The organism is Paenibacillus sp. FSL R7-0331 (genome assembly GCF_000758645.1).
Taxonomy (GTDB): domain Bacteria; phylum Bacillota; class Bacilli; order Paenibacillales; family Paenibacillaceae; genus Paenibacillus_AQ; species Paenibacillus_AQ camerounensis.
In genome coordinates this window covers 6,445,490-6,459,292 of record NZ_CP009284.1, presented here as the reverse complement: position 1 = coordinate 6,459,292, position 13,803 = coordinate 6,445,490, and the positions used below count along the sequence as shown (strand labels likewise).

General features: G+C 48.1%; 7 protein-coding genes. All 7 read left to right on the top strand.

Features of this window, described 5'->3' with window-relative positions; all coding sequences use genetic code 11:
* Positions 1–56 precede the first annotated feature (56 nt).
* The 7 genes from R70331_RS30805 to R70331_RS28160 all read left to right on the top strand — a co-directional run bounded on the left by R70331_RS30805 (position 57) and on the right by R70331_RS28160 (position 13,799).
* Entirely contained in the window at positions 57–2,873 is a 2,817-nt protein-coding gene (locus R70331_RS30805) for a beta strand repeat-containing protein (RefSeq protein WP_197071376.1), read from the top strand.
* A gap of 76 nt (positions 2,874–2,949) precedes the next feature.
* Positions 2,950–3,495 carry a hypothetical protein gene (locus R70331_RS28185; protein ID WP_042181289.1) on the top strand — a complete coding sequence of 182 codons (546 nt, stop codon included), beginning with the start codon at positions 2,950–2,952 and terminating at the stop codon, positions 3,493–3,495.
* A gap of 167 nt (positions 3,496–3,662) precedes the next feature.
* Positions 3,663–3,932 carry an alpha/beta-type small acid-soluble spore protein gene (locus R70331_RS28180; protein ID WP_042181287.1) on the top strand — a complete coding sequence of 90 codons (270 nt, stop codon included), beginning with the start codon at positions 3,663–3,665 and terminating at the stop codon, positions 3,930–3,932.
* A gap of 266 nt (positions 3,933–4,198) precedes the next feature.
* A complete protein-coding gene (gene metK / locus R70331_RS28175; protein WP_042181285.1) occupies positions 4,199–5,401 on the top strand; it encodes a methionine adenosyltransferase in 1,203 nt (400 codons plus the stop codon).
* Positions 5,402–5,610: 209 nt separating this feature from the next.
* Complete coding sequence (locus tag R70331_RS30800) at positions 5,611–9,633, top strand: Ig-like domain-containing protein (protein WP_052419249.1); 4,023 nt, start codon at positions 5,611–5,613, stop codon at positions 9,631–9,633.
* A gap of 230 nt (positions 9,634–9,863) precedes the next feature.
* Complete coding sequence (locus R70331_RS28165; protein WP_081947780.1) at positions 9,864–12,584, top strand: stalk domain-containing protein; 2,721 nt, start codon at positions 9,864–9,866, stop codon at positions 12,582–12,584.
* Between the two features lie 57 nt (positions 12,585–12,641).
* Positions 12,642–13,799, top strand: a complete 1,158-nt coding sequence (locus R70331_RS28160; RefSeq protein WP_042181283.1) for a sensor histidine kinase — start codon at positions 12,642–12,644, stop codon at positions 13,797–13,799.
* Positions 13,800–13,803: the final 4 nt, after the last annotated feature.

Here is a 13,803-nt window from a genome sequence, read left to right as displayed (position 1 = left end):
CACAGACATTATTTATACTTAATATGCTCAACTCGGGAAAGGGGGTGCATCGGCTAATGAGTGACATGAGCTACCCAACTAAAGAAAAATCTCAGTTCATGAATGTCCAAGGAGGAGAAAAAAAGGTTATGAAGAAAATTTTATCCGTAGCATTATCTACAGCAATGGCATTCTCGATGTTTGCCTCTGTAGCATTTGGTGAAACTGCAACAACTCCACAAGCTAAATTCGACGCTTTGGCAGCTAAAGGTATCCTGAACGGCTACCCAGACGGTCAAGCTCACCTTGAAAAAGATCTTACTCGCGCTGAGTTCGCTAAGATCGTTACTAAACTGTTCGGCCTGACAGAAGTAACTGGTAAACTGTCTTACAATGACAAAGGTTACACAGCTACTAACTGGGCAGTTCCTTACATCGAAGCTGTTACTGCAGCTAACCTGATGCAAGGCAAAGATACTGTTAAAGGTATCTTCGATTACAACGGTAAAGTAACAGTTGAAGAAGTTGCGGCAGTATTGTTCCGCGCTCTGAAACTGGAACAGCCTACTACAACTGATAACTCCGCATCCGCATGGGCTAAGGGCTATGCTCAAGCAGTTATCAACGCTGGCCTGGTTGCTCAAGGCACCAACTTCAAAGCTAACGCTACTCGCTCTTTGGTAGTAGAAGCAGCTTATGCAGTTGACAACCTGAGTGCAGTTGCAACTGTAGTATCCGCTGAAGCGCTGAGCCCAACTAGCGTATTCGTGACTTTCTCTGACAAAACAACTACAACTGTAACGCTGACTACTGCTCTGGTTGAAGGTGTTGAAACTCCAATTACCTTCGCTAACAATGGTCACAACTACACTGCTAAGGTAACTCTTGCAGCTCCTAAGGTTGTATCCGTTACTACACCTAACGCTAAACAGCTGGTTATCAAGTTCAACCGTGCTATCGATGCTGATACCGTTATCGCATCCGACAAGACTCTGGTTGATAACAATATCGCTGTTACAACACTGACTGGTGCTGAAACAGTTAACATCAACGGTGCTAACGCAGTATTGTCTTCTGACAAAACTGAGTTGACGTTGACTCCAGCAGGCAGCGAATTCTTCAAAGGCCAATATACAGTTACAGTAACTAAGTCTGTAAAGACTAGCACTGGTGCTGAATTGACTCCTTACACCCAGCTGATCACTGTAGCTGATGTTGTTGCACCTACAATTACTTCTGTAACTTCAACAGCTAAAGCAACTACTAACAAAGTTGTTGTTAAGTTCAGCGAGCCAGTTCAAGCTGGTACTATCGCTTATGTTGACGGCGTAGCTGCTCCTGCAACTACCGGTTCTTCCCTGAGTGAAGTAATCCTGACTACTTCTACAACTCTGGTTACTGGCAAAACTTATAACGTATCTTTCCTGAACGTTAGAGACTTCGCTGGTAACTACATCACGCCTAACCCAACTGCAACAACAGTAACAGTTCTAGCTGATGTAGAACTTCCTACAATCTCCAGCTTCACTGTTTCTGGTGAAAACACAGTCAGCGTTGTATTCAGCAAAGCTGTTGACATCAACTCCCTGTATGGTGTATTCACTCTGTTGAACGCTAGTGGTGTAAACCAAGGCGCTCTGCTTCCTACTGCCGGAAGTGACAACAAAACATTTACTTTGACTACAGCTACTACTCCAGTATGGACTAACGGCGTATTCAACGGATCTGTTACTGTAGCTGCTGGTATCAGAGACCTTCTGGGTAACGTAACAACTGCAACTTCAACTCAAGCCGTTACTTTCACTAAGGACACTATTGCTCCAACTGTAGCAAGTGTAACTTATGGATCTACTGGTCTGGTTGTTAAGTTCTCCGAAAAAGTTGATGTTACAGGAACTGGCTTTACCCTGATCAATGATGCAACTGGCGTATCCACTCCAGTAACTGTATCTACGGCTACTTACAAAAACAGCGACGGTTCCGTAACATTCACTAATGTTACTGGTTTTGCCGCAGGTAACTACACACTGCGTCTGCCATCCGGACTGGTTAAAGACCTTTCTGCACAGAAGAACGGTAATGCTACTTCTGTACACGCTGTAGCAATTACTGCTACAACTTCTACAGATTCCAGCCAACCAGTATTCGTGAGCAACCCAACACGTGGTGCTGCTGAAGCAACAAACCCTAACGACCAAATCATCACTTACACAATTCAGGATGCTAACGGTTTGAACCTTAGCACAGTAACTAACATCAACAACTACACTCTGGATGCAAAAGCTCTTCCAGCTGGTTCTTATGTAACTACTAACTACAGCGGCACAGCTAGTGCAAACCTGGTAGTTAAGATTTACGTTCCTACAAGCGGAATTACTGATTCCAAGGGTTATGACTTCCTGATCACTGGTATTCAGGACTCCGTAGGTAACACTATCACACCTAAGCTTACTCAAGGTGTAGCACTGGTGGATGGCGTTGCTCCTAAGCTGGCATCCGCTACTGTATCTGTTGACGATTCTAAGAGACTGATTGTTAACTTCTCCGAGAACGTAAGCACTCCAGTTGGCGCTAACTTCGTAGTAACAATCAACGGTGTTGAAGCGAAGGGTGCTGTAACTGTATCTTCCGGTTCCGGAAGCAGATACTTCCTGAACATTTCCGCACTGAAAGGCACTTACAACGGTGCTGATGTACTGTACTTCGAAACTAACGGTACTGCAGGCGTTCAAGCTGGAGAAATCCTTGCTTACACATCTGCTAGCGCAGGCGCTGTAGATCTGAGCGCAGCTTACATTGGTAACATCACTGTTAAGATCGCTGACAACTCCGGCATCACTGACGGATCTTCCAATGTTATCGACAACAGCGTTACTGTAACTGTAGCTAAGTAATCTGCTTCCCCAACGAAGCATAGAATAGCCTCTTCGGAGGCTATTCTTTTTTTATATACTAAAAGGAGGACGCCTAATGAAAACAGTATGGAAAATCACCTTGGCAACAGGGGTATTTGCAGCCAGCTTATGGGCCGGTTCTTTACTGAATGTTACTGCTGACGGCGCCAGCGTAGGGTCACAGCCGGGCACCGCGGATGATCCGGTCGTTACGAAAAGCTATGTCGACCAACAGATCCAAAAGGCTCTTCAGGGCGGTGGTACAGCAGCGACTCAAGCACCAGTTGCAACTGCGACACCTGCAGCTACGTCTGCACCGGTGGCGACAAATGCGCCTGTTCAGAGCGGAGAGTCTGTAGAGATCGTGGATGTCAAACCGGGCCAGACTTTAATCGCCGGGGCTGGAGCTGAATTTATTGTACGTGCAGGTAAAGCTGTTATTTACTCGCAGGACAGCAACGGTGTTGCAGATCTTACGGCAGGTGCTGATCTTCTAAATGGAACAGCTGCACCTTCCAATCATTTATTATCCTTCCCCCGTGACGGACGAGGCATCACTGTTCAAGAGGGCCAAACCCTGGGGCTGGTTGTAATGGTACGCGGAGCATATACCCTGAAATAACAAATTAAAGTTCTACCTAAATATATAATAAGGATTCCCGGTATGACCGATTTCATACCTCCAAGAACTCTTTCCCATACCTGACAATCATTGATCAGACTTAAAGCTATGATACGGGCGCACAATACTTCCTGTAATCTCAAAAAAAATCCAGGAGGTGCTGTATCATGGCACGTACTAACCGCACAGTTGTACCTGAAAGCCGGGCAATGCTGAAACAAATGCAATATGAAATTGCAGCAGAATTCGGGCTGTATGGAGCTTCATACGGGGGCGGGGCAGATACTGAATTTGCATCTGAGCTAGGTTCGCTCGGAGGTTCCGGGGGAGTTGGACGGACCCCGTATCTGGGTCATCTGACCTCCAGAGATAACGGGTCTGTAGGCGGAGAAATTACAAAGAGGCTTGTGAAGCAGGCTGAGCAGTCTCTTTTCTAAAAAGATAAGAAGTTTGGTTTCATTTTATACGGTAGGGCGCAACCGTTTCTGCTTGTTACAGCGGATTTTGCCTTTAATTGACACCATCCGGCAAATAAGATAATATGACTTTTGAGGAAAGCTCTAAACCTTTTCCATTCGGAAAAGGTTCATTTTTTGAATCGGCAGCTATTATTTATGTATTTTTTATAATGATTTGACCTGTTATTTACTGAGGAGCCCCCTTATACAGTGTCAGACTCTAATCATATGGGAGGTTGATGTGCATGTCTATTAAAGGACGTCATTTGTTTACTTCTGAGTCCGTAACGGAAGGACATCCGGATAAAATCTGTGATCAGATATCTGACGCGGTTTTGGATGCTTTCCTGGCCAATGATCCCAATGCCCGTGTAGCCTGTGAAGTAGCCGTGGCCACCGGTCTTGTGCTTGTAATTGGTGAGATCAGCACAAAATCGGAATATGTTGATATTCCATCTATTGTCCGCAATACTATCAAAGAAATCGGTTATACACGTGCTAAATTTGGCTTTGACTATAATACCTGCGCGGTTCTGAGCTCGCTTAATGAGCAGTCTGCGGATATCGCACAGGGTGTTAATGCTGCACTTGAGAACCGTGATCCTGCGCAGGTTGCTGAGGAGACTGCTAATATCGGCGCCGGTGACCAGGGATTAATGTTCGGCTTTGCAACCAATGAGACTCCTGAGCTGATGCCGCTGCCGATCGCTTTGTCTCACCGGATTGCCCGCCGCTTATCGGAAGTCCGTAAAGACGGCACTTTGGAATATTTGCGTCCGGACGGCAAAACTCAGGTTACCATCGAGTATCAGGATGGAAAGCCAGTCCGTGTTGATGCCATCGTAGTGTCGACTCAGCATGCTGAGGAAATTACACTTGAGCAGATTCAGGCAGATATTAAAGAGCATGTTATTCTTCCGGTTGTTCCTGCTGAGCTGCTTGATGAGAATACGAAGTACTTTATTAATCCGACAGGACGGTTTGTTATTGGCGGGCCTCAAGGGGATGCCGGCTTAACCGGACGCAAGATTATTGTAGATACATATGGCGGCTATGCCCGTCATGGCGGAGGCGCATTCTCCGGTAAAGATCCAACTAAGGTTGACCGTTCAGCTGCTTATGCTGCCCGCTACGTAGCCAAGAACCTGGTGGCTGCCGGATTGGCTGACAAATGTGAAATTCAATTAGCATATGCAATTGGCGTAGCAAATCCTGTCTCGATTAATGTGGATACATACGGAACAGGTAAAATCAGTGAAGAAAAGCTTGCTGAGCTGATCAGCAGCAACTTCGATCTTCGTCCTGCCGGCATTATTTCCATGCTGGATCTGCGTAAGCCGATTTATAGACAGACTGCAGCTTACGGACATTTTGGACGTACAGATGTAGATCTTCCTTGGGAACGTGTAGATAAGGCTGATATGCTCAAAGCAGAGGCCGGAATCTAGACTTTTTTGACAAAGCAGACAAGCCCTCAGACAGTGCCTCTATTCGTAGAAGGCTACCGTCTGCGGGCTTTTTTGCGTTGTTTTGAAATAAAGTGAATATCCGGAACCCGGAATAAAGTGGCTCTTCTAAACTTTGGAAGCGTATAAGCCGAAATATAAGGATATGTATGCAGACGAGAAAGTATGGCTTGAGAGGAGTTATTTACCGCATGAAAAGAAAAATTTCAATCTGGACGGCACTTATTCTGACTGGCAGCCTGCTGCTTGGCACCGGGTACCCGTCCATCGGAATTGGCAGCCAGACGGCATATGCCGCGAATGAATTTAACGTCGGAATCTCCCCGGCTCAGGGAGAAGTGAATGTAAATGTCAGCTCTAGCATCAAGCTTAGCTTTGACAGGCTGGTAAGTCCGCAAAGCGGTAATATTACGGTAACAGCTCAAGGTACGAGCGAGCCGTATGTTACCATTCCTGTGGGGAGTGCAGGTCTAATCAGCAGTTCAATGGAGTATCAGGTCAAATTGGGCAAGGATCTTGAATATAACAAGACATATACCGTAAATGTGCCCAAAGGAATGTTCAAGGATAGCCTGGGGCTGGAATCACAAGCGGCCGTGTCAACATTCACTACTGCACCTTCAATTAATACATCGATTACCGCAACTGATTATGCTCCAGCCAACTACTCACGGGTTGATAGCAGCCTTTCGCAGCTGAGCATTAAGCTGAACAAGAAGCTGCAAAAAGGCGGCGGGTCGATCAGGCTGATGGCTTCAGCAGATAATTCAGTAGTGCAGGAGTTTAAACTCAGGGATGGCGAACCGTATGCCTATCTGCTAAATGATGCTTCTACATCCACTACAACAGTAACGCTGACTTTATCGAACAGGCTCACAGCCGGCAGCAGCTACTATGTGCTGATTGATCCGTATGCGCTCAAAGATGATGATAATAAATCCTTTGCCGGAATCTCTACGGGGAATGTCTGGAGCTTTTCAGTAAAAGGAGCAGCTGTACCGGGGATAACCGTATCTCCGGTAAACGGGGCAGGTGCGGTTTCGGTAACGACAGGCATCCAGCTCACATTTGACCAGCCTATGATGCCTGCCACAGGTGTTATAACGGTATCTCCGGGTAATACGGCGGATGCCAGATATTTCAATGTGAATTCAGGGGCTGTTACGGGCGGGGGAACCCGGTTTATTAATGTGGCTGCAGCTTCAGCGGCGAGTCCGCTACTAAACAATACCCAGTATACTGTTACCATTCCGAAGGGCGCTTTTTATGATCAGGACGGCAACGTATTTCCCGCATCCGGACCTTATTCATGGACCTTCACTACAACTACGCTGACCGGATATGATGTAGCCTCACTTAGCCCTCCTGACCGCAGTGAGGTTGTAGGAATCACTCAGCCATTCAAAATTGTATTCACTCAGCCGACTACTTTAGAAACAGCAAGCGGGGTAGCCCTCTATAAGAGCAACGGAACCAAGCTTGCAGTTACAGTGACCGGAAGTACGGATTCTAAAGAATTCACTATTGTTCCTTCTGCTGCACTGGATAACGATACAACGTATTACATTGATATCGCCAAAGGAGCATTTGTGGACTTCAATAACAATCCATTTGAAGGGATTAATGGCCGCAATGCCTGGAGTTTCAAAACAGTTGCTCTGGATAAAACAGCTCCGCTACTCTCTTCCGCAGTACTTGAAAATAACCGTACTATCCGTCTGAAGTATGATGAAGCACTCAATTCTGGAGTGGCTTTGATGCTGAGCAGCTTCTCGGTTACGGTCAATGATGAAAAACGTAACATAGATAGTGCCTACATTCAGGGAGACAGTGTCTATGTTACGCTCAGTACTGGAGTAGCAGTCGGACAGATTATTAAAATCTCATACAGCTCGGGGTTCAGAAACATTCAGGATTTAAGCGGTAACATAGCAAGTACGTTTTCATCAAGGCTGGTAACGAATACCGTCCAGTCTGTACTGCCAGTACCAAAGGATGGAATGCTTTCCGGAAAAACGGTTGTATTGAACTTTAACGATTCCTTGAGGGCAGCTGTTGCTGCTGGATACAGCCAGTTCTATGTATATGCAGACGGTGTCTCACTGGGAGTTAACTCTGTTAGCTCCAGTGGAGCTTCAGTTACCCTGGGCTTAAACAATGTAGCATCCAGCGGGCAGAGTGTCCGTGTGACCTATATTGCCGGCTCTTATCCGCTTCAGGATTCATATGGCCAGAATATAGCCAATTTTAGTGATTTTTATATCCGTAATACCAGTGATACCACAGCTCCTGTCTACCAGAGTGCATCGGGATCAGGCAAACAAATAATTCTTAATTATAACGAGGGGCTCTCTTCCGGCAATCTGCCGATGGTCAGCCAGTATTCGGTACTGGTAGGCAGTACGCCGAACTACGTAACTAATGTGTCGGTCAGCGGAACTCAAGTAACGCTTACTGTAGAGAATGCACTATCTGCAAACAGCTATACTACTGTCTCTTATGTACCTGGAACCGCAGGCATTACAGACCTGAACGGGAACAGGGCGGCTCATATCAACCTTCAGCCGGTTTCTGTCTCCGGGAGCAGTACTTCAACAACAGTACCGAATATCAGTTCCGCAACGGTTACAGGAGATGAACTGACGGTCACATTTAGTAAAAGCATGCAAGCCAGCTCAACATTGTATACTGGTCAATTCGCAGTCCGGGTGGACGGCAGCAATGTGGGCGTGCAAACTTTCAACATATCAGGCTCAACGCTCAGGCTGGTTTTGTCCACCGTTGTCAAAGCAGGTCAAACCGTTGATTTATCCTATATGACAGGGGCAGGCAGCATACTTGATCTTAGCGGAACTGCACTGGCGTCCTTTACAGCCCTTGCTGTTCAGAACATGACGGGAACAACGGCTGTGTCAACAGCAAGCCGGCCGTCCTATCTGGGCATTCTCGCTGCCGGTGAATTCGGCAAGGAGTACCCGTTGCTCAAAACGGATTCTGCAACTGCATCAGATGACCGCTCCATTTATAACCAGCCTGCCAAACGGTATATGCTCACTGCTGACCGCCTGACTGCAAGCTATGAATATTTACACAAGCTGGGCACGCCGTCCCTCGTGTTCGAGGTGCCTGCGACAGAGCAGGCTGCATATGTCTCCGTTCCGCTGAAGCCGCTCCTGGATGCTGTTAACCGCAACAGCAAATCAGCGTTTGGAATCCGCTACGGGGATAACCTCTACAACCTGGCGCTCGATGATGTGAATATGAACAGTCTTGCTGCAAGCCTGATTGCAGACAGCAGCACAATCTCACTTGTCATCCGTCTGGAAAAGGTTCCTTCAGGCACGTATACACCTTTTGAGCAGAAGCTTAAAACGCAGGGGCTTCAGACGGTAACAAGCCTGATGGATATACGAATGAGTGCAGTAGTAAGCGGCAATTACTCAAGCGGTACCGTAATTAGTGCCCCAGGTGAGTATTTTGTACGGACGACGGCAACGTTGAACAGTGATCAGACCTCGGCAGCCAGACTGGATCTTGTCTATTACGATGCTGCCTATCTGCCGACCAAGATCAGTTCAGCCGGAAGCTATACCGTTATCCGGGCAAGCACAAAAGGCAATCATGTTGTCGGTACATTCCTGTCCACCCGAAGCTTTACTGACATAAGCAGGCATTGGGCGAATACGACTGTAGCTCTGCTTACTGCCAAAAATATTATCGACAGCAGCTACGGCACTGCCTTTAAGCCGGAGCAAAAAATTACACGGGCTGAGTTCGCAGTTATGCTTAGCAGAGGGCTTGGACTGCTGGGTGACCGGGAAACAGCGCAGCGTTTCAGAGATGTGCAGGCTTCCACTCAGACCGGTGATTATATCGGTGCTGCAGCCAAGGCAGGTATTATTACCGGGAATACAGACGGTACATTCCGGCCTAACGATAATATTACCCGTGAACAGCTGGCGATTATGATTATCCGTGCAATGGAGTACACAAAGAATCCGATTACCCTTAGGGGAACCGCTGCTAATGCTCTAAGTACATTTAAGGACCGGAATAAAATCCAGAATGCTGCCGCCGAGTTTGTTGCCAAAGCGGTGCAGGAGGGAATTATTCTGGGTATGACTACAACGGAGTTCCAGCCGCAGGGTAATGCGACCCGGGCACAAGCTGCCGTTATGCTGCAGCGTATGCTGAATATAGCAGGATACCTTTAGAATGATTTGGTTTTAAAAAAGAAAGCCCCGCGAAATGCGGGGCTTTTTTGTGATTAAGGAAGTTATTTAAACAGTTACAGAAAGGGAGGAATCTAGCAATATTCGCAACTTTTCGTAATAATTTCAGTCTATTTAATAGTAAAGGGGAAGCAGAGCCTTTTTTTGATTTCATAACAAACGAATATATGACAGTGCAATTATAAAAAAAGAGATGGGAGAGTTACGCTGAAATGAGTAAAGATTTCATGGGGAAGAGTGACAAAAAGCCGGGTATGCTGCAGACCAAACGCTGGGTTGCCGCATCATTAGCCGGTGTGCTCTGGATTATGCCGGTAATCGGAAGTGAAGGACTGCAGGTATGGGGGACAGGAAACGTGCCTGTTGCTAAAGCAGCAGCCAGTTCTTTTAGCGCTACTAAGCTGAGTGAGGAAGTAATCACGTCCGGGGCTATGATGATGAAATATAAATTTACCACCCTGCGCTCAGGCAAAAGTGCCACCGGACTGGCAGATGTCATCCGTGTTGATTTGAATAATCCCTACGTTTCCATCGATGTAATGACTGGTAAGGGCGGCAATCTGACTACCCGGCAGAGCACCGGTGGTATGGCTGCTGAGACCGGGGCAGTAGCGGCTATTAACGGAGATTACTTTAATACCGGCGGTGAGGGTGCTCCGATTGGCGGTCAGGTTTCGGGCGGGGTAGTGGTATCTACGCCATCGCAGTTGGATGGTATGTATGCTTTTGCAGTGACTAAGGACCGTAAGCCTGTCATTGATGAATATACATTTGAAGGCTTAGTTACGGCGGAGGACGGTGCCCAATTCCCGCTCTCCGGCATCAATAAAGGGGCTTACAGTCCTGAGGGCGGCAGCTCCACCTACAGTCATGCCAACGCTGCCTACATTTATACAGATGCATGGACGGCACTGGACCGGCCTAAGAACAGCTCTACAACGCCGACCGAGGTGCTGGTGCAGAATGATACTATTACACAGATCTCCCTGGATGCGGCTCTTCCGATGGCTGTACCGGAGGGTGCTTATATTTTGCGGACACACGGTTTGGCGGCACAGTTCGTCAAAGCCCATCTTGCCGTAGGCCAAAAGTTTAGCAGCGTATACTCCCTGAAATCCAAGACGACCCAGCAATCTGTTGATCCGGCCAGTCTGCAGATGATGATTGGCGGACATACCATTCTGGTCAATGGCGGAAAGGCAGCAACCTTCTCGCGTTCAACTTCCAGTATCGGCGGGTACCGGGCCCGTACAGCAGTAGGGTATTCGCAGGACGGCCGTTATATCTACATGATTGCAGTTGAGGACAACGCAAACAGTGCAGGCATGTCACTGACCGAGCTGCAATCCTTTATGACGGGCATCGGCGTCTGGAAAGGGCTTAATCTGGACGGAGGGGGCTCTACGACCATGGTAGACCGCCCGCTGGCCGAAACCTCGACGAAGCTGACCTTTAACACAGAGTACGGCACAGAACAGCGCAGTATTGTCAATGGTCTCGGCGTGTATACATCAGCCCCGCAGGGCGAGGTGAAGGGAATCAAGATCAGCGGTAGCCCGGTGATCCTGATCGGACAGAAGGCTAACTATTCTCTCAAAGGCTATGATACCTATTATAATCCCATAGACGTGGCCTCGGCTAACCCGGCCTGGACCTCGAGCAACGGCAGTGTGGCAGTTAGTGCAGGTACAGCCACGGCAGTCAAGCCAGGAACAGCAACATTGACCGCCACAAGCGGCACGGCCAGTGCCTCGACAAAGATAACGGTCCTGGGGGGCGACGACCTCGCAAGTCTGTCTGCGAGTACTGCAACAGCTCCTCTGACAGCAGGTGCTACGGTATCGGTTCCAGTAACAGCAGTCTCTAAAAGCGGGGCAACCCTGACTGTGCCGGCTTCGGCGCTGAAATGGGAGTTTGTCGGCTTTAACGGCAGTGTACAGGACGGAAAGCTTACCGTTAATTCGGTCAATGCAGGTGTTACGACAGGCTATGCAATTGCCCGGTATGACGGCTTCAGCACAGCAGTCGTTTTGTCTACGGCAGCTGCTACAGCCTGGGAGGATTTTGAGAATGTGAGCTATCCGATTGCCTTCACGACCAATGCAGCGGGTGTTAAAGGAAGTGCGGCGGTTGCAGCCGGCTCTGCGGAACGTACAGGCTCCAAGGTGCTGTCACTCAGCTATGACATGTCTGCCGGCAGCGGGAAATTGTACGCCTACGCGCAGTTCAACGGAACCACCGGAAAAAACATTCCGGCAGCGGCGACCTCCATGTCACTTGATGTTATGGGGGATATGAGCCTTAACTGGCTGCGGGCTGAGGTTGTGGACAATGCGGGAACAACAGCATACATTGATCTGGCTAAGGTGATTGACTGGAACGGCTGGAAGAGCCTGAATATTGATCTTAGCGGCTCAGGCATCAAATTCCCTGCGTCTCTGAAGAGAGTGTATGTAGTCAATGTGGAGGAAGGGCAGGACGAGCGGGCCAAGACCGGTACTGTAGGCTTTGATAATATTTCCTTTGTCATGCCATCGCTGTCCAGTGAAGCCGGACTTCCGAAAGCAGCGGCCTCAATGATCATCGGTTCAAAATCCCTGACGGTTAACGGGGCCAAAAAAGCAATTGATGTTGCTCCGATCGTGAAGGATGGCACCACCTATGTGCCGATTAAATATGTAGTGGATGTCTTTGGCGGAAGTGCAGCCTGGGATCAGAGTACAAAAAAAATTATGGTATTGCGGGGCTCCAAGGCACTTGATCTGACTGTAGGTAAAAAGGAATATGTACTGAACGGGAAGCGCCAAAGTGCAGAAGTAGCTCCTTTGATCCTAGACGGCAGGACTTTAGTACCGCTTCGGCTCGTATCGGAGCAGCTTGGACTGACCGTAAAATGGGAACAGATAACGAAGACCGTAACCATCGAATCGTGATATGTTAGTATAAAGGAAAGCCTTTAATACGATTCGATAGAAATGGGGCAAGCATCCGTGGAATTTCAGGCCGATGCGATAGATCGCGTCATTAAGAATACCATCGACGTGATGGAGAGCAGCAAGTATCAAATATTTGAAATCATGCATGTTGCCCGGGACGAGCTTGCTGCACTCACCAAAGAACTGCAGAGGGTTATGGAAGAAACGGATGAAACACTGCAAAAGGTTGATAAGCTGGAGCTTCAATATCACCGCTCACGGATCCGGCTGACCGAGGTCAGCCGGGATTTTGTCCGCTATTCGGAGAAGGATATCCGGATTGCTTATGAGAAGGCTACCGAGCTGCAGCTTGAGCTTATGATGACAAGGGAGCGGGAAATTTATCTGCGCAGCAGGCGGGATGAACTGCAGCTGCGGGTCCGCAGTGTTGAGAATTCGGTCGAGCGTGCGGAATCAATCGGTTCACAAATGAGTGTTGTTATTGATTATCTGGCCGGAGAAATGGGACAAGTGTCACGGATTGTCGAGACAGCAAAGAACAGGCAGCTGATCGGATTAAAGATTATTTTGGCCCAGGAAGAGGAACGCAAAAGAATTGCCCGGGAAATTCATGACGGTCCTGCTCAGATGCTTGCAAATCTGGTACTAAGGACGGAAATTGTAGAAAGAATGCTGGTAAAGCAGGAATTCGGGCTGGTACAGGACGAAGTAATAGACTTAAAGGGACAGGTCCGTTACAGTCTGGAAGAGATGCGCAAGGTTATTTTTAATCTGCGGCCGATGGCGCTGGATGATCTTGGACTGATTCCGACACTTCGCAAGTATGTCCACGACTTTGAAGAGAAGACCAAGATCCGTACCACCTTTGAAACAAGAGGCAAGGAGCACCGGCTTTCTTCCGCCATGGAAGCAGCCGTTTACCGTCTTGTGCAGGAAGGGCTGACCAATGCCGCCAAGCACGCTTATCCCAGCTATGTTCTGGTGGAAATTACTTATCAGGCGCAGCTGATCAAAATTGTTGTGAAGGATAACGGCCTGGGCTTCAATGTAAAGAAGGTAAGCGAGCAGGGCAGCCGGGAAAGCTTTGGGCTGGTCGGTATGCGGGAGCGTGTTGAATTGCTTGAAGGAAGAATGGAAATAGAGTCAGCAGAGAATCAGGGAACATCAATCGTAATTCACATTCCGACGAATGTGGAGAAGGGGAAGGAGTAATGTG